This window comes from Thiobacillus thioparus DSM 505, assembly GCF_000373385.1.
Classification (GTDB): Bacteria; Pseudomonadota; Gammaproteobacteria; order Burkholderiales; family Thiobacillaceae; genus Thiobacillus; species Thiobacillus thioparus.
The window spans coordinates 177,496-195,526 of record NZ_KB891327.1 but is presented as its reverse complement, the minus strand read 5'-3'; the positions used below and the strand labels follow the sequence as shown (position 1 = coordinate 195,526).

The window sequence follows — 18,031 nt, the reverse complement described above, 5'->3', positions numbered from 1 at the left end:
GCAAGCCAAAAAGCGCCCACCTTGCGGTGGACGCTTCCCGTAGTCCGGGATGGGTATTGCGCCCATCTCGAACCACTTTTCCAGGTCAGGACGTCAACTTGGATCAGTAGAACAGCTGCAGCGGTTGGCAGGTGTTCGGGCCGGATACCGCAGCACGCGTACCCTTCAGCGTGATGGCTGCATAGGCCGGGTCATAGTTGAATGGGGTAGCCGCTACACCCGGGAGGATCGACAGAATGGCCGGATCGGAAGACACGGTACGGAAGGTATTCAGAACATCGCCCACGGCGGTGCCGTTGGTGCTGCTCCGCCACTGCATCGATTGCTCGACGAAGAACTGGTAATCGCCACTCACTGCATTGGCGATGGTGGGCGCCACGCCGTCGATGGCAACGAACTTCCAGTTGTCGCTGCCGCTCGGGGTGTTCTCCAGAGAGACCAGACCGAGACCCATTTGGCCTTTGGCATACACGCTGTTCAGGCCGGACTTGACGCCGCCGGTGCTGCCGTTTTCAACCACGGTGTAGGTGGAGAAATTGACCGGATCGCCCTGAGCACCAAAGGGAGACAGACCAGCAGTCGAGCAAGGGGCATTCAGGAAAAAGGCATTTGCCGCGGACTTGGTACCGGATCCGGCCGCACGGGTTTCCAGGGTGATGGGGCCGGACAAGCTGGCGTTCACCTGGCTCCAGTCGGTGTAGGTGCCCGTCATGATGGACTGGACGGCCGCCTTGCTGATCGTGGTGTAGGGATAGTTGTTGGTCACGGCGATGCCCATGACCACGCCGTTCTGACTGGCCACATCCAGAACGGCCAGTTCGGCTGCGCTCAGGGCCGTTTCGCCGACGGGCAGGTTGGGGCCGCGGAACATGCCGGGCTCGACGTCGGACACGCCGGCGTCGGACACTTGCAGTTCGGTGCCGGCGCAATAGTAGGAGGGGTTGGGGAAAGTGTTGCCGGAGCTGGTACAGCTGCCATCAACCTTCATGGCAGCGATGGCCTGGGCACGAGCAACCGGACCCACTCCATAGAAGGAGCCGCCTGCGGCGCGATCCAGAATCAGGACTTTCTTGCCGCCGATGGAAGCCGGGATGGTGGTATTCAGTACGCCGATGGCCGTGCCGGTGGGCTTCATCGTCCCAAACACGGCACGATGATCTTTGCCCGAGGCATCGTTGTAGAACACGTCGATGGTGCCGGCGACCATCATGGTCTCGGCGATTTTCACCAGGGTGCCCTGCTGGGCGGAAGCGCCGGAGATGCGCACGACCAGGTCAGGCGTCGTGGTCGGGCTGTGGGCGAAAGCAACGGGGGCAGCTGCCAACGCAGCCAGGGCCAGAGCGATTTTGTTCAGTTTCATGCGTCAATTCCTTTGGGTTGCATCACGCTCCAACGGAGCGGGATGACACGATTAGATGAGTAATTCAGATGAAAATAATCAGGCAGCCAAGCGGCGACGGGCCATGAAGCCCACCAGTCCCAGACCGGCCAGCATCAAGGCGTAGGTATCCGCCTCGGGCACGGGAGCGGCGGCACCGTAGTTCAGCACGCCAGCGCTGCTCAAGGTCCAGACGTCAGTGGCAGTGGCGCCAAACTTGACGCCATTGACGTTGCCCAAGCCGGAGGCACCGGTAATGGAGAAGAAATTCATGGCCGTACCCACAGTGGCAGAGGCATCAGGCGTGAACTTGGTACCCCAGTTGCCCGTCATGGTGGGATCACCGAAGTAACCTGAATCGCCTGCATACTTGACCGTGGAAATATTGGCGGCGTAGTTAAGGCTGGCGATCTGGGCATTGGTATAAATCGCACCATTGGCAGCCATGTTCGTCGGGCCAGCTTTGGGAATAGAAACAGTGGCTGCGTTATCGGTCGTAAAGACACGAGCAGCACTGGTACCCGTAGCACCCTCAGCCCCGACCATCCACAGCCAGTTGGCAGAGTTTGTGCCGGCCGCGAAGGTGGTCCAGTTGGCATCGCTGGCGAAGTTGTAGTTGTAATTGACGCCCGTACCGACGAAGTCGTTCATGTACACGCCGGTGTCGAAAGTGAAGGATTTCTGCGCCACGGTGTCGTACACGGCAAACCAGATTTCGCCGTTGCCGTTCAGGCCCGGGTCGATGGCAGCGTTGGCGGAACCGGCGGCGGCCAGCAGCGCGGCAGCGACCAGTGCATTGAGTTTGAAGTTCATCAGTAGTGCTCCTAATTTAATAAACCAGAAAGTTGTGATGCTTTCCGCCCCCCTGTGGGGCAGGCCTGGCGGGCTACGCGTCAGACCAACCGGAAATGGAGCCCGCATGGCTGCGGACAGGGCTACTTTAGAGAGCACGGATGACACGCGATGGGGAAACCGGGGCCCGAAAATTGAGCCGGTTGGCTCATGTGCAAACAGGCCGGCGAATGGCCTGGTTATTGCATGTCGCCGCGCGAACCATGGGCATGCAGCAATCCCAGCGCAATGGCCTTGGCGACCGCTTGGCCACGGGTGCGGACGACGAGCTTTTTCATGGCGTGGCGCAGGTGGTTTTTGACGGTGAGCATGGACAGGCCGAGGATGTCGGCGATTTCGTCGTTGGTCTTGCCGTCGCGTACCCAGGTCAGCACCTCGACTTCGCGCGCAGTGATGAGCCCGGCAGGCCGTCGGCTGAGCGTGCCTGTGCGCGATTCGTGGGACAGCATGCGGGCCAGGGTGGCGAGCAGATGCGGCAGCAGGATGTCGAGATACAGTTCGAGCCGGCTGTCGAACGGCACCCGCACACGTGAGAAACTGGCGTAGCCCTTGATCTGGCCGTTGGTCCAGCCCATGCCGTGAAAGGCGACATTCTTCAGTTCGAGATCGGTCAGGCGAGCCGTCCAGTTGCCGCTGTCTTCATACTGCCCGGCGATCAGGCGTGGTTCGCCGCAGGCCTGCCATTCCTGCGCCAGCTGGCTGATCAGGCCATCGCCGGGGTGGATCACACGGTGATAGTGGTCGTCCTTGAAGTAGCGGCAGGCGGTGAAGCGCTGGTGCAGCAGATAGCCGCTCTCGTCCGCCACGCCGCACAACAGGATTTCGTGCGGGATGAGCGACTGCACCGGGCCATGGATCCAGCTGAAAAAATGGTGGCGCAACGTGACCCGTCGCGAGGCGAGCAGGATGCGCGCCAGATGGCCGCACTCTTCGTCGGTCAGTTCGTTGGTATGGTGCATGGACTCCCCTGTTGCGAGCAGAGCATAGGCACGCGCCATGACAAGGGCATGAAGTTTTTTTGACGCCAGGAACCTTACGCCGCCCCGTGCACTCTTGCGCACCCCGTGATCTCGGCCCCACCCGGCCCTGGCTTCACACGCCCGTAACGCAGGCCACCTATCGTCGAGTGTCTATTTCCCCCTTATGTCTCCCCCTATGAGCCACGACGAATTACGCGTGCATCTGCTACACATCCTGGACAACGCACGGCTGATGACCCTGCTGCAACCGGTGCTCGACCTCGCCAACGGACGCGTGATGGGATACGAAGCCCTCTCGCGGGGGCCGTCGAACAGCCCGCTGCACGCCCCACAAGCGATGTTCCGCGTGGCCGAACAGCATGGCCTGCTGACCGCGCTGGACTGGGCCTGCGTCCACACGTCCCTCAGGACGTTTGCGCAATTGAAGCTGCCGGGACGGCTGTTCGTGAACCTGTCGCCCGGCAGCCTGCTGGACGCGACCTTCGCGCCGGAAGCGGTGCTGGCGGCGTTGTCGGATGTCGGCCTGTCCAGCAGCCAGGTGGTGATCGAGATCACCGAGAATGCGACTGCGCTGGATTACGCCTTTCTGCGCAAAGCGGTTGCCGGCTTGCGCGCGATCGGCATCGAGGTGGCCATGGACGACCTCGGCGAAGGCTTTTCCAGCCTGCGGCTGTGGTCCGAACTGAAGCCTGCCTTCGTCAAGATCGACAAGCATTTCATCGCCGGGATCCACCAGGACCCCCACAAGATTCAGTTCGTGCGATCGATCAGGATGCTGGCCGAGGGTGCGCATTCCTGCGTGATTGCCGAAGGCGTGGAAAACCCGTCCGAACTGGCAGTGTTGAAGGATCTAGGCATCCGCTACGCCCAGGGCTACCTGATCGGACGCCCTTCGCCGGTACCGATCCGGCTGCTGTCACGCGAGGTGGAAGCCTGCCTGCAATCCGGCATCGTCAGTGTCTTTCCCATGCTGCAGGCGCGCGACGGCCTGCACGTATCGGCCGACAGACTCGTGGTGTCCGCTCCCTCCGTCAATCCCCACACGCCCAGCGAGGAGGTGCTCGAGTTGATGATGCAATACCCCGAACTGCATGCCGTTGCCGTGGTGGACAATGAGATACCCGTCGGTATCATTCACCGCCCCGCCCTGCTCGACCGCTTCATCGGACTATACGGCCGCGAGCTCCACGGCCGCAAACCGTGTTGCGACATGATGGACACCGACCCGCTCATCGTCGACAAGGCCACGCGCATGACCGAACTGTCCGAACTGGTCGTCAAGAAAGGCAAGGCCGCCTTTACCCAGGGCTTCATCATCACGACCGAGGGACACTATCTGGGACTGGGATCCGGCTTCGACCTGATGCGCGAAGTCACCGAAATGCAGATCGTCGCCGCACGTTATGCCAACCCGCTCTCCGGGTTGCCTGGCAACGTTCCGATCCAGGAACATCTCGAGCGCCTGCTTGTCAACGAACAGACTTTCGTCACGGCCTATTTCGACCTCGATCAGTTCAAACCCTACAACGACGTCTACGGGTTCCGCCGCGGCGACGACATCATCCAGCTGCTGGCGCGCATCCTGCGCGACAGCTGCAACCCTGAACTCGATTTTGTCGGTCACATCGGCGGCGACGATTTTGTCGTGCTGTTCCAGAGCCTCGACTGGGAGATCCGCTGCTACGGCATGCTGGCCCGCTTCGATCGCGAATGCCGGGCCCTGTTCAATCCCGAGCATGTGGAGGCGGGCGGCTACCGCAGCGAAGACCGGCGCGGCGTCATGGCCTTTCATGCCCTGGTGACCCTGTCCATTGGCGCCGTGCTGGTCGATCCGAGCAATTACCACCATTACCAGGAGGTGGCACGTGCCGCCTCCGAAGCCAAGCGCATGGCCAAACGTATCGACGGCAGCAGCCTGTTCATCGATCAGCGACGCATGCCCTTCGGCCGGCGGCTGGTGACGGAAACACCTGCTGCCGAAACCAGTATGACGTCGGAAGAATTGACGTCTGCCTGAGCCGGCCGACAGCGGCCACCCTTCGAAAAAATGCGGGCCATCAGGCCCGCAAGGTACTACAGGAGAACACTGAAAACACCCGGTTGGAGGAATGAAAATCGGGTATCTTTCGGCCACGATGGCACGCTATCCTGGCCGATGCTTGGTGCGCTCCACCATCATGCCGATCAGGCCAAGACCCGCCAGCAACGTCATCCATGCCCTAGGTTCCGGCACAGGCACGGCGCTCAGGGCACCCGCATAGATACCCCCTGCAGTGCCGGCCGTGGTGCCGGTCACGACGAACTGATAGAAGCCGGGCGCGCCGATTGCGGAGGGAGACAGGATGGCGCCGAGATCCAGCGCGCCGCTGGAATCGAACGTGCTGTCGGTCCCATAAACCGTGCCGTCCGTGTCCTGCAGGGTGATCGCGAAATTGCTGATGTCGTAAATGGGGGTGCCGCCGGACCCGAATTGCAGCTTCACTTTCACGCTCGTGGCGATGGCCTCCGACGCGAAGGAGCCGATATCGAAGCTGTACACGTCGACGATGGGCGTGTCCAGTCCGGAGACGGCATGGGCGATCGAGACGTTCTGGCCGACCAGATCACCGAGATAGCCCGGGCCGACGGTCGATGCAGCGGCCGATCCCATCGAGCCCGCCAGCGCAAGCGCCAGCATGAATTGCATGCGTTTCATGAAAATTCCCCAATCGCGAAAAAAGTGCGGCTTTCCAACATGGATGCAGTTTCACGCATGCATGTTGCAGGCACAGACGCTCGCGTCGATTCCGACATGGCACGTTCGGGCCAATGGCATAGGCTCCCGGTATTCGGGCCATCGGGGCCCCATCGACTGTCATCAAGGGATCACTTTGCCGGGCAAGGATGAGCATTCCGAACAACAAGGGGAGTGCCATGGACAAGCAAGACGAGAGACTGGACAGGCAGGCCGACCGGCTGGCCGAGGAAGCCCTGCATGAACTCGGCGATGTGCCATTCGACGAAGCTGACGACTACGGTCGGCAATGCGATTACGCCGGATGCTTTCCGTGGTTGCCGGACGTCATCCATACGCATCCCCACGACAGCACGATCCGTACCGTTTTACGTGGCCCGCATGCGGTGGACGAGGGATTCGAGTTTCCTGCCTGATAGCGCACAGCTTGCTCGTCCGACAAGGACTTCATCTTGTAGCGTGCGGATGAGGCAAGCAGCCTCGGATGTTCCGGGAATGAAGCGTTCAAATCGGCGGCCGGGCGCATCTGGCCAAAACGGGGCGGGATATGTCATCCTGCGCATGTCGTTTGTCTATCGCCTCGATCAAGCGCGGGAGTCGAACCATGCCCTATTCCCTTTTCCTTTCAATCGCCGCTGCAGCCGTCTGGCTGGCTGCGTGCACGTCCACCCCGCGCCCGCTCGCGACCGTACCGTCGGTTGATCTCGATCGCTATTACGGCAGATGGTATGAGATCGCGCGGCTTCCGAACCGGTTTCAGGCAATGTGCGTTTCGGACACCCAGGCCACCTATCGCGCGGACGGGCCAACTGTCGCCGTTGTGAACCAGTGCCGGACCGCAACTGGCCTCGAGCAGGCCAAGGGTATCGCCAAGGTCGTGGCAGGCAGTCGGGGTGCCCGGCTGAAGGTGAGCTTCTTCCGCCCCTTCTATGGCGACTACTGGATTCTGGATCTCGATCCTGACTATCGGTGGGTGCTGGTGGGCGAACCTGGCCGTCAATACGCATGGATCCTGGCGCGCGAGCCGAAGCTCGATGCGGCGACACAGACGGCCCTGCTGGCGCGGGCAGCAGAACTCGGCTTCGACCGGCAGGCCTTCATCATGACCCCGCACACCCGCGTGGAACGCTGACGCCAGGACCATGCCCGCCACCCTGCACATCATCCAGGCCGACATTACCGCGCTCGTGCTGGATGCCATCGTCAACGCAGCCAATCCATCGCTGCTCGGCGGAGGCGGCGTCGACGGGGCGATTCATCGTGCGGCCGGGCCGGAGCTGCTGGCGGAATGCCGGTTGCTGGGCGCCTGCCCGACCGGCGACGCCAGGCTCACAAAAGGCTATCGCCTGCCGGCCCGCTTCGTGATCCATACCGTCGGTCCGGTGTGGCAGGGCGGCGCGCAGGGAGAGGCCGATCTCCTGGCATCGTGCTACCGACGCACCATCAAGATCGCGGCGCAACATGGCATCCGTACACTCGCGTTTCCCTGCATCAGCACGGGCGCCTATGGCTACCCGGTCGAGCCCGCCGCGCGGATCGCCGTTGCCACGGTTCGCGCGGCCACACACGTGTTCACCGACATGCAAGACATCATCTTTTGCTGTCATTCCGATGAGGACCGGAGCGTCTATGCAAGGCTGCTCGGACAGACGGCCGCCTAGCCTCCGATTTCCCGATCGAACCGGCATAGCGAACAAACGCCGTCCCCATCGAAATCCGCTTTTTCACATCCAGCCATATTAATTATGGCCTGATGCCACCCGAGAAGGATTTATGGATTTGGTTCTAATCCATGGAATGGGGACGACACCCGTTTCCATGATGCTGTTGCGCCGACGCTTGAGGCAGGCCGGGCACAACCCGATTCTGTTCGGCTATTACCCGACACTAGAAGGCTTGTCGCATGCAACCGCCCGCCTGGTGAAACTGATCGATCGCCAGGTCGACACCCGGCATTACGCCCTGGTCGGCCACTCCCTCGGAACAGTCATCATCAGGACAGCCCTTGGCCATCTGGAACACCGGGCACCATCCGCCTGCTTCTTCCTGGCGCCGCCGATGGTCGCCTGCAAGGCCGCCAAATTCTTTTCCCGGATCTGGCTCTATAAACTTCTGACGGGCGAGATGGGCCAATTGCTGGCAATCGACGCATTCATGTCGAACCTGCCCATGCCTCAGGTTCCCACCCGGATCTATGCCGGCGTCGGCGGCCTGCGCCATTCATGGCTGCCTTTCGGCATGGAAGCCAACGATTTCATTCTCAGCGTGTCCGAAGCCACGGGCCGCTTTGAAGCGGAAGCGCTCAAAGTACCATCCAGCCATACTTACATCATGAACTCGAAGCTGGTTTTCAACGACATGGCGAAGACCCTTGAGACGATTGCCGGAACGACACACCAGCATCGAGTATTTTGAGGATGCATGCAGAATCAGTTTTAATCCAACAACCACGGGGGAGCGCATGCGAGGTTCGACCGCATGGAAAACGGTTTTATTTTTGCCGCATGATGCAACGTGATGCAAAGTAGGCTATCTTTCGCGGCAATAGGGCGTGATGCGAATGCCACAGACAATTTTATGGTCCTGTCTGCCATCTGCATCGATAAAAACAATTCCTCCCCAAATGGGGTGTCCTAAGGAATCTTAAAGACACAGTTTCATCAGTGCGGCGAATTTGATTGTTTAGCAAAGCGGAAGGGAAGTGTCCCATCCGCGTAATTTCCTTGGTTTGAATAAGGAGCGAGCATTCAATGAAAGCCGTCGATGCCTCGCTGGGCAGCCTCGAACTGACAGGGGGCATACCTCTTTTACGCCGGTTCCTGGCCATCTGGTTGCCCATCGTACTGGTGCTGGCGGTAGTTATCTGGGCGTTTTACCTCATCCAGGCGAAGAGCGCTCTGGCTTTGCAGAAAGCCGCCGAACGCGAAGCCATCCGGCTTTCGATCCAGACGAACCTGGTCGAATTCGCGAACATCCGTTCCGATCTGCTCTATCTGGCGGACCAATACGCGCTCCTGAACGACGGAACGCACGCCACGCCCCCCGCGTATGCGCCACTTGCCGAACGCTACCAGGCGTTTGCCTCGCGCAAGGCGTTATACGACCAGATCCGGTTTCTGGACGAAAACGGCCGGGAGATCGTCCGTGTCAACTGGAACAACGGCCATCCCGAAAGCGTTCCGCCGGAAAAGCTGCAGGACAAATCCAGCCGCTACTACGTGCGCGAAACGCTCGCCCTGGGGCGGGGCGAAATCTATGTGTCGCCCCTCGACCTCAATATCGAACACGGCGCCCTCGAGCAGCCCCTCAAGCCCATGATGCGCTTTGGCACGCCAACTTTCGATCGACAGGGGCACAGACACGGCATCATCATCCTGAATTATCTGGGCGACAATTTCCTTGGCCACCTGCGGAAGATCTCGAGCACGGAACATGCCGCCAGCCAACTCTGGCTGCTGAACGCCGCCGGATACTGGATACTGGGGCCCAATGCCGAGGACGAATGGGGGTTCATATTGCCGGGGCGCACCAACAAGCGTCTGGCCATACGCGACCCTCAAGCCTGGAAAACGATCAATGGCACCGCCCGCGAAGGCCAGTTTCTCACCGACCAGGGTTTGTATACCTACGCCACGACCACCCCGTTCCCCAACCCGGATGGCGCTTCGGGCACACCCAAGAGTGAGCGGTGGATTTTCGTGGCCTACCAGCCAGCTGCAACGCTTGCTGCACAGAACGTCGTGTTGTCGCAGCGTCTCGGGGTCGTCTTTGCCGCGCTGCTGCTGATTTCCACTTTCGCGGCCTGGGCAATCGCTTTCTACAGCATGCGGCGACGTACAGCCGAAGCCTCGGTCGTAGCAAGCGAAGCGCGTTTTCGCGCCCTGCTCGAGTCGGCGCCGGATGCCATTGTGATCGTCAACCGTGAAGGGCGCATCGTACTGGTCAACGCGCAGGCGGAAAAATATTTCGGCTATGCGCGTGATGAACTGCTGCAGCAGCCGATCGAGATCCTGGTTCCGGAATCCCTGCGCCGTCACCACGAAAGCCACCGTGCAAGCTATGCTGCCGACCCCTACACCCGTCCCATGGGCGAAGGCATGGAGCTGTTCGGCCGGCGCAAGGACGGAAGCACATTCCCGCTGGAAATCAGTCTGAGCCCGCTGGATACGCCGCAGGGAAAGGTCGTGACGGCCATCATCCGCGATATCAGCGCGCGCAAGCAGGCCGAGCGCCAGCGCCACGAAGCGCAGGTTCGCTATCAGGATCTGATAAACAACCTGCCGGTCGGCGTGTTCCGCAAGACCACCGGGCCGGAAAGACGTTTCCTCGAGGTGAACCCGGCTCTGGTCAACATGCTGGAAGCCGATTCCGCCGAGGCTTTGCTGGCGCATCCGATCGCCGTTTTCCAGACCGCTTCCGGTCAACCGCTGTTCAATGAAAGCGGGGGGCAGCCGAATACGATCGTCAACGAGGAAATCGAACTGCACACGCTCAAGGGACGGCCATTCTACGGTGCCATTACGGCTACCTTGAAACGCGAAGCCAACGGCCGGGCCTATTACGATGGCATCATCGAGGACGTCACCCGACGTAAGGAAATCGAGCAGCAGTTGAAAAGCCGATCGATCGAACTGGAGGCCATCAACCAGGAACTCGAAGCCTTCAGCTATTCGGTCTCCCACGATTTGCGCGCGCCGCTCCGGGCGATCGACGGCTTCAGCCACATCCTGCTGAACGACTACGCAGACAAACTCGACGAGACGGGGCGCGACCGCCTGGGTCGGGTGCGCCGCGCCGCCCAGCGCATGGGCACCCTGATCGACGACCTGCTCAAACTGTCACGTGTCACCCGAACCGAACTCAAACGCGAGCAGGTGGATTTGAGCGTCCTCGCCAACGAGATTGCCGCGGATTTGTGCAAACAAACACCGGATCGCACAGTGCAGTTCACCATCGCCCCCAATCTGCTGGCAGAGGGCGATAAGGGGCTGCTGCGCATCGTGCTCGACAACCTCCTCGGCAATGCCTGGAAATTCACCGGGTCCCGAAGCGAAACCCGGATCGGCATGGCACGCGCGACTGGTTCGGGCAGCCCGACCTATGTCATCAGCGACAACGGGGTGGGCTTCGACATGACCTATGCCAACAAGCTCTTTGGCGTGTTCCAGCGCCTGCACGATGCGAGCGAGTTTCCCGGGACTGGCATCGGGCTCGCTACCGTGCAGCGCATCATCCACAAGCACGGCGGCACGATATGGGCCGAAAGCACCGTCGGAGAAGGAACGCGTTTCTACTTTACCCTCGAACCGGAGATCACATCGTGAACGACAAAAGCATACTGTTGGTGGAAGACAACCCGGACGATGCAGCCCTGACCGTCCATGCCCTGGAAACCAACAACATCGGCAACCGGCTGGTCCTCGCACGCGACGGCGTAGAAGCGCTCGATTACCTTTTTTGTACCGGAACCCACACTGGCCGAGACCCGGACGATCATCCATCCGTGGTGCTGCTGGATCTCAAGCTTCCAAAAATAGACGGCCTGGAAGTGTTGCGCCGCATACGTGCGACCGAATCCACGCGCCTGCAGCCGGTGGTGATCCTGACCTCCTCGAACGAAGACGAAGACCGGATCAAGGGATATGCCCTGGGCGCCAACAGCTATGTGCGCAAGCCGGTCGATTTCGACGATTTTGTAAGAGCAGCTGGTCAACTTGGACTTTATTGGCTATTGCTCAATCAGACACCGCCTCGAGGAAACTAGACTGATCAGCATGAAACAGCGAACGAAAACCCGGTCCGCGGGAAGCCATCATGAATGAAACGAGCAGCGATGTCGCGATACGCGCCCTGATCGTTGAAGACTCGGAGGACGATGCCCTGCTGTTGGTCGAGTATTTACAACGCGCCAACTTCTGCCTTGAATGGCAGCGCCTGGACACCGAGGCCGAACTGCTGAAGGCACTCGAACAGAAATGGGACATCGTGTTCTCGGATTACTCGATGCCCTATTTCAGCGGGGCACGTGCGCTCGATGTCGTCAAGCGCCACGATCCCGACATTCCCTTCATTTTCGTTTCCGGCACCATCGGTGAAGACACTGCGGTCATCGGCATGCGTGCAGGCGCGCAGGACTACGTCATGAAGGGCAGCCTGGCCCGCCTGGTGCCTGCGATATACCGGGAGCTTTCCGATGCCAGGGTCCGGCGCGAGCGACGCATTGCCGAACAGGCTGTGCGTCGGCTTTCGCTTGTGGTGGAACAGGCGGCCGACAGCGTGTTCATCACCGACCCGCAAGGTAAAATCCAGTACGTCAATCCGGCCTTCGAACGGCTCACAGGCTTTACCGCGGAAGAAGCAATCGGCACCTCGCCGTCCCTGATCAAGTCGGGGCACCATGATGAGGCATTCTTCCGGAACCTGTGGGACACCATTCTTGCGGGTGGCGTATTTCAGGAAACGCTCGTCAACCGCCGCAAGGATGGTGCGCTCTTCTACGAAGAAAAGACCATCACTCCCTTGTTCGACAGCGCCATGCAGATTTCGAGCTTCGTCTCGACGGGTCGGGATGTCACCGACAGGATACGCTCGGAAGAGAAGCGGGCCCAGCTGCTGGAAATCCTCGAAGCCACGACAGATTTTGTCGCGATCATGGATGACGAGGGACGCCTGCGCTATCTGAACCGGGCCGGACGGACCATGCTGGGGTTACCGGATGACGAGGACGTCAGTGCGCGGTACATCGCCGACTGCCATCCCGAATGGGCCACTCAGCGGATTCTGATGGAAGCGTTCCCCACGGCACGGCGCGAGGGCGTATGGCACGGAGAAAGCATGGTCAATAGCGCCGATGGCCGGGAGATCGCCGTCTCCCAGGTCGTGCTCGCCCACGGCGGCTCGAACGGCGCAGCGGGCTTTTTCTCCACCATTGCGCGCGACATCAGCGAACGCAAACACTTTGAACACGAACTGAAACGCCAGGCAACCCACGACGCCCTGACCGGACTCCCCAATCGCTTGCTGCTCGAGGAGCATCTGTCGACCGAACTGGCGCGCGCCCAACGCGGTCGCTTGCAGACCGCGGTGCTGTTCCTCGACATCGACAATTTCAAGCGCATCAACGACAGTCTGGGACATGCTGCCGGTGACGCGTTGCTACGCCACGTGGCGCAACGCCTCAGAAACTGCGTGCGGCCCAACGATATCGTGGCCCGCTACGGGGGGGACGAGTTCACCATCCTGATCGGCGACCTGCCCAATTCCAACGGCATATTGACCATCCTGCACAAAGTACGCGAGGCATTCGAGACTGCAATCCTCATCGCCGGGCAGGACGTCTATGCTGCTTTCAGCATGGGAGTCTCCATCTATCCCCATGATGGCCACGATCCGGAAACGCTGCTGAAGAATGCAGATGCGGCCATGTATCGGGCCAAGGCAAACGGACGAAATCAGTACCAGTTCTACGCGCCTGAAATGAACGCCCGCGGAGAAGAGTTGCTGGCGCTGGAAACGGACCTGAGGCGCGCGCTCAATCGCGGGGAATTTGTACTCCACTACCAACCCCAGCTGGACCTGCGCACCGGAAAGATCGCCGGAGCGGAAGCGCTGTTGCGCTGGCAGCATCCCGAACATGGGCTCGTGTCGCCCGACGACTTCATCCCCTTGCTGGAAGAAACGGGACTGATCGTTCCCGTGGGAGAATGGGTGCTGCGCAATGCGTGCGAGCAATACCGGAAATTCCACGAGGCGGCCCTCACTCCCGTACGAATATCGGTCAACGTCTCGGCCCGGCAATTCCGGGAACAGGCCCTGCTGGATCGGGTGCGGCAGGCTCTTCGCGACGAAGGCGTTCCCCCGCATCATCTCGAACTCGAGATCACCGAAAGCACCGCCATGCAGGACGTGCAGGCCACGAGCGAAATCCTGGCCGCACTCGACGCACTGGGCGTGCGTCTCGCCATCGACGATTTTGGAACGGGCTATTCCTCGCTGGCCTATTTGAAACGTTTTCCGCTCGACGTCCTGAAAATCGACCGTACCTTCATGCCGGATTCCTGGGAAGACGACAACGTCTCGGCAATTGCCGAAGCCAGCATTTCGCTCGGCCACAAACTGGGGCTCGAGGTCGTAGCGGAAGGCGTCGAAACCAATGAGCAGATCGGCTTTCTGCGATCGCACGAGTGCGACATCATCCAAGGATATTGCTTCAGCCGTCCCATATCGGCGGACAAGACCGCCGCGTTCATCGCCGGCCATAACCCGCAGCAGTTGCCGGGAGACTAGTCTTGGGCGGACAATGCCCGTTCACGCCTGGAACGGTCTCGTTCCGCTTGTGCGCATGATGTGATGCATGGGCGGCCGCCCGCGACGTGCTCCATGTCCCTTATTCGAAGAAGGCAACGCCCATGAGCCAGTTTTCTCAATCCTTGCGTGTCTGGAACACCCCCGCGTTCCAGACTGTCCTCAAGCAGGAAATCGAACAACTGGATGCCGAATGGCTCCCGTTACAGCGGGGCTTGTCGTCCAGCAGCTACGTGACTGACCGCCCCTTCCAGGCGATGATCATCAGCGTGAACGAGGAAGCCGGCCTGATCCGGGCCAAGGCGGGTATTTTCTACACAGGGATCATTGCCGGCTGCAGTTGCGCGGACGACCCGACGCCCATCGACGAGCAGACCGAATATTGCGTGGTGCAGCTCGACATCGACAGTACGACCGCCGAAGCCACGGTAACCTTGCTGGAAGAGTAGCGCGCAGACTGGGGACTGTCTCCCGCCCGTCTCAAGGCAAAAGCAGGCTGAAAACCGCACCGGGGTCATTGTTGAGCCGCAGTTCGCCCAGGCGCCCCCGGTTGTCATGGCTTTGCGCGATCAGTCTGGCAAACTGCAGGCCCAGACCGGTTCCAGTGGCGGCGTACGACCGTCCATCGGCCACGCTCTCGAGAATATGTTCGGGATAGCCCGGCGAGTCATCGCGCACGCGCAGGGCCAAACAGTCTGCATCCATTTCCGCCTCGATCCGGATGGTCGATCGCGCATGGGCCAGCGCATTATGGATGGCGTTGACCAGGGCCATTTCGACCAGGTCGCGATCGAAGAACCAAAGTATGGGCGTCCCGCCGGCGATCGCCGTCTCGACATGCAGGCGACCGTGCGCGAGGGCCTTTGCGCTGGCCGCGATTTCCTGAACGAGATCATGCGGCGAATAGGCATCGAGCACGGGATGGATCGGCTGATTGGCCGCCTTGTAGATCAGCAGCGCCTGATGCAGCCGATCGACCACGTTCTGGCACAACAGCCGGGCCGAATCGACCGAGGCGTCGTGCTCCGCTTCGCCCAGCAGCGGGATGCGCTCGAGCGTCATCGACAGCACGCCCAGATTGTTCTTCAGTTCATGGATCAGCGCCGCGTAGAAATCGGTGCCGTCGAATTTCATCGGGCAGCCTTCCGCTGGATGCCGAAACGGGTTTCCACATCTTTCATCTGCAGACGCAGCCCGGCCAGACGCGAGTGGCCGGGCGCCTGGCGCTCCGCTTCCCTGAGCTGGGTCCGTGCGGTCTCGATCATGGCCTCGTCCATACCCACCTGATCGATGTACTTGAGGATCACCCACGCGGCGTTCATGAGAATGCGGGGGTTGTAGGGCGCTTCGTTGCAGGCCGTCAGCAATTTCTCCACGGCGGTTTTGTAGTCGCCGCGCTGCGCCAGCACCACGCCTTCGTTGTTGAGCTTGCGCACATCGCCGGTCGCCGAAGCCAGGACGCTGGTGCCGGTATCCGTCCGTCCAGCTTCATCGTAGAGCCGCTTCGCTTTCGCCAGCAGCGCTTCGCTGTCGTGCGCGTTGCGCGCCACCTCGGCGACCACGGCGTCCGCTTCCTCATTGCGGCCGTTGGCCATGCAGGCACCGGCCAGATCCAGCATCAGCTGCGCATCCCCGCGCGTACCGTCGGCCCGCAGGCTTGCCACCGCATACAGCGCCTTGGCTGCTTCCGACAGGTTGCCGGTCCGGGTATGCGCGATGCTCTGTGTGACCGCCATCACAAGCTGTCCTTCCGGATTTGCCTGCAGCGTGCTTTTGTTCTTCTTGAGCGTATCGGCCACAGCCTCCAGGTCGCCCTGCTCCAGTTGCACCCGGCACAGATTGCCGAAGTCAGCGGGCGTCACGAAAATGGAATGGCGCCCTTTCTCCAGCACATTGTCGAATGCCGTACGGGCGGTGTCGAGATCGCCGTTTCCATAGGCGACTTCCCCGAGTTTCTGCTGCCTGCGGACCGTCTTGGCCGAGATGGCCACGCCCTTTTCCAGGGCTTCCTGCGCTGCGGCCACATCCTTCTTCTCCAGGCAGACGTCGGAGAGCAGGTCATAGGCGGCGACCATTTCAGGCGCGCGTTCCAGGACGTCGCGCAGTTCTTCCTCGGCTTCCTCGTTTTTCTTCTGCAGATGCAGTGCCCGGGCAAGACCCAGGCGTGCCCAGGGAATGGCACGCATCGACACCACTTGCTGATACAAGGCCTCGGCTTCCTCGAAACGACCGAGTGCAACCAGCAGCTCGCCCTTGAAGCGCAAGGCATCCACTGCATATTTCGGCTTGTTGTGAATGAGCGCGTCGCAGGCCGCGATCGAGGCCTCCAGGTCCTGTGCCTGGAAATGCCAGTAGACGTCCCGGAATGCCCGCTTGCGTAACAGGATGCCCGTAAGCCGGCTGCACAGCAGCTCTGCACTGAAGGGCTTGATCATGTAGTCATCCGGCGCCAGCTCGGCCGTGGCGACCACCTTTTCGTAATAGGATTCCGCCGTGACCATCATGAAGACGGTCTCCAGCGAGATCAGGTTGCCGTGACGCAACTCCTCCAGTAGTTGCTGGCCATCGCGGCCCACGCCCAGATTGAAGTCGCACAGGATGAAATCATAGGAACGGTTCTTGATCTGGAAGATGGCCTCGGCGGCATTGGCCACCATCTGGATCTTGGTGATCCCGAAGTTGGACAGGGTCAGCCGCAGGGCATTGCGCATACCTGGCGAATCGTCCACCACCAGCGCGCGCAGGGCACCGTAGTCGATGAAGGTATCGCTGTCCTGTGCTGGCAGCTGGCTCATTTCCGGGCCTTTTCGCATAAATAATCAGCGTTTTCCACCTGGATTTCCATTGAATGGGTTTATTGAGTGGAATAACGACGATTTTCTGTCCAACTGAACCCCAGACAGCCCGGAACGCGCTAGGAAGCGGATTTCATCCCGGTCGGTTGGACGGCAAGCGCCAGTTCCTCCCCATAAGGCCTGCTCGGGTACTGGAAAGCCACCGGTCCGTCTGGTTCCGCATGGACGAATTGATGAACGAAAGGATCCATCGAGTCTTCCATTGCAGAAGCCTCCCCTTCGGCCACCACCACACCGTTATGGATGAAATAGACATAATCGGCCACTTTCAGCGATTCCGACACATCGTAGGTCACCACGATCGAGGTCAGGCCGAGCGCATCGTTGAGTCGGCGGATCAGGTTGGCGATGGTATTGAGCGAAATCGGGTCGAGGCCGGCGAAAGGTTCGTCGTACATGATCAACCGGGGATCGAGTGCAATCGCCCGGGCGAGCGCCACCCGCCGTTCCATGCCGCCCGACAGTTCGCTGGTGCGAAGATCGTGGGCGCCACGCAGACCGACGGCGTGCAGCTTCATCAGCACCAGGTCGCGGATGACATCCTCCGGAAGGTCAGTGTGCTCGCGCATCGGATAGGCGATGTTGTCGAACACGGACAGATCGCTGAACAAGCCGCTGACCTGGAACATCATCCCCATCTTCCGCCGCATCGCATACAGGCCTGCGTTGTCGAGTTCATGGACGACCTGGCCGTCGAACACCACACTGCCGCGCGACGGCCTGAGCTGGCCGCCGAGATGGCGCAGCAGCGTGGTCTTGCCGCAGCCGCTGACGCCCAGGATGGCGACGACTTTGCCACTCGGTATCGCAAGATTGATCCCCTTCAGCACGGCATTGTTGTCGTACGAGAAATGCAGGTCGCGCACCTCGACCAACGTACGGGCCGGAGGAGCCGACGCATCGTGTTCGAAAGCAACCGCCATGTCAT

Annotated in this window: 16 protein-coding genes; 9 read left to right on the top strand and 7 right to left on the bottom strand. The window is 60.7% G+C overall.

Annotated features, from left to right (window positions below):
- Positions 1–103 precede the first annotated feature (103 nt).
- The 3 genes from B058_RS0110195 to epsA form a co-directional block, all read right to left on the bottom strand.
- The gene (locus B058_RS0110195) at positions 104–1,360 is read right to left on the bottom strand and encodes a substrate-binding domain-containing protein (RefSeq protein WP_018508381.1); all 1,257 of its coding nucleotides are present in this window, start codon (positions 1,358–1,360) and stop codon (positions 104–106) included.
- A 78-nt stretch (positions 1,361–1,438) separates the two neighbouring features.
- Positions 1,439–2,191 (bottom strand): PEP-CTERM sorting domain-containing protein, encoded by a 753-nt coding sequence (locus tag B058_RS0110190; RefSeq protein WP_018508380.1) that lies wholly within the window; start codon positions 2,189–2,191, stop codon positions 1,439–1,441.
- Between the two features lie 218 nt (positions 2,192–2,409).
- Complete coding sequence (epsA, locus tag B058_RS0110185) at positions 2,410–3,189, bottom strand: XrtB/PEP-CTERM-associated transcriptional regulator EpsA (protein ID WP_040724270.1); 780 nt, start codon at positions 3,187–3,189, stop codon at positions 2,410–2,412.
- A gap of 196 nt (positions 3,190–3,385) precedes the next feature.
- Here epsA and B058_RS0110180 point away from each other — a divergent pair, with 196 nt between their 5' ends.
- Positions 3,386–5,227: a GGDEF domain-containing protein gene (locus B058_RS0110180; RefSeq protein ID WP_018508378.1), complete on the top strand. Its 1,842-nt coding sequence runs from the start codon at positions 3,386–3,388 to the stop codon at positions 5,225–5,227.
- A 126-nt stretch (positions 5,228–5,353) separates the two neighbouring features.
- On the opposite strand, the gene B058_RS0110175 is transcribed toward B058_RS0110180, so the two are convergent.
- Positions 5,354–5,905, bottom strand: coding sequence for an FxDxF family PEP-CTERM protein (locus tag B058_RS0110175; protein ID WP_018508377.1), 552 nt, complete (start codon positions 5,903–5,905; stop codon positions 5,354–5,356).
- Between the two features lie 218 nt (positions 5,906–6,123).
- Here B058_RS0110175 and B058_RS0110170 point away from each other — a divergent pair, with 218 nt between their 5' ends.
- From B058_RS0110170 to B058_RS0110135, 8 genes are all read left to right on the top strand, one after another.
- Positions 6,124–6,360 (top strand): hypothetical protein, encoded by a 237-nt coding sequence (locus tag B058_RS0110170; protein ID WP_018508376.1) that lies wholly within the window; start codon positions 6,124–6,126, stop codon positions 6,358–6,360.
- Between the two features lie 188 nt (positions 6,361–6,548).
- Positions 6,549–7,076 carry a lipocalin family protein gene (locus tag B058_RS0110165; RefSeq protein ID WP_018508375.1) on the top strand — a complete coding sequence of 176 codons (528 nt, stop codon included), beginning with the start codon at positions 6,549–6,551 and terminating at the stop codon, positions 7,074–7,076.
- A gap of 10 nt (positions 7,077–7,086) precedes the next feature.
- Positions 7,087–7,605: an O-acetyl-ADP-ribose deacetylase gene (locus B058_RS0110160; RefSeq protein ID WP_018508374.1), complete on the top strand. Its 519-nt coding sequence runs from the start codon at positions 7,087–7,089 to the stop codon at positions 7,603–7,605.
- A 112-nt stretch (positions 7,606–7,717) separates the two neighbouring features.
- Complete coding sequence (locus B058_RS0110155; protein WP_040724222.1) at positions 7,718–8,359, top strand: esterase/lipase family protein; 642 nt, start codon at positions 7,718–7,720, stop codon at positions 8,357–8,359.
- 335 nt (positions 8,360–8,694) lie between these two features.
- Positions 8,695–11,268: a sensor histidine kinase gene (locus tag B058_RS0110150; protein ID WP_018508372.1), complete on the top strand. Its 2,574-nt coding sequence runs from the start codon at positions 8,695–8,697 to the stop codon at positions 11,266–11,268.
- Positions 11,265–11,708 carry a response regulator gene (locus B058_RS0110145; RefSeq protein ID WP_018508371.1) on the top strand — a complete coding sequence of 148 codons (444 nt, stop codon included), beginning with the start codon at positions 11,265–11,267 and terminating at the stop codon, positions 11,706–11,708. Before B058_RS0110150 ends, B058_RS0110145 begins: the two co-directional genes overlap by 4 nt.
- 50 nt (positions 11,709–11,758) lie before the next feature.
- Positions 11,759–14,230, top strand: coding sequence for an EAL domain-containing protein (locus tag B058_RS0110140; RefSeq protein WP_018508370.1), 2,472 nt, complete (start codon positions 11,759–11,761; stop codon positions 14,228–14,230).
- Between the two features lie 122 nt (positions 14,231–14,352).
- Positions 14,353–14,697 carry a hypothetical protein gene (locus B058_RS0110135; RefSeq protein ID WP_018508369.1) on the top strand — a complete coding sequence of 115 codons (345 nt, stop codon included), beginning with the start codon at positions 14,353–14,355 and terminating at the stop codon, positions 14,695–14,697.
- Between the two features lie 31 nt (positions 14,698–14,728).
- Here B058_RS0110135 and B058_RS17290 read toward each other — a convergent pair whose 3' ends face one another.
- The 3 genes from B058_RS17290 to B058_RS0110120 all read right to left on the bottom strand — a co-directional run bounded on the left by B058_RS17290 (position 14,729) and on the right by B058_RS0110120 (position 18,026).
- On the bottom strand, positions 14,729–15,382 hold the full coding sequence (locus tag B058_RS17290; RefSeq protein WP_018508368.1) for a sensor histidine kinase: 654 nt from the start codon (positions 15,380–15,382) through the stop codon (positions 14,729–14,731).
- Positions 15,379–17,043 (bottom strand): tetratricopeptide repeat-containing response regulator, encoded by a 1,665-nt coding sequence (locus tag B058_RS0110125; RefSeq protein ID WP_018508367.1) that lies wholly within the window; start codon positions 17,041–17,043, stop codon positions 15,379–15,381. The genes B058_RS17290 and B058_RS0110125 overlap by 4 nt, the downstream gene beginning before the upstream one ends.
- A 119-nt stretch (positions 17,044–17,162) precedes the next feature.
- A complete protein-coding gene (locus B058_RS0110120; RefSeq protein ID WP_018508366.1) occupies positions 17,163–18,026 on the bottom strand; it encodes an ABC transporter ATP-binding protein in 864 nt (287 codons plus the stop codon).
- Positions 18,027–18,031: the final 5 nt, after the last annotated feature.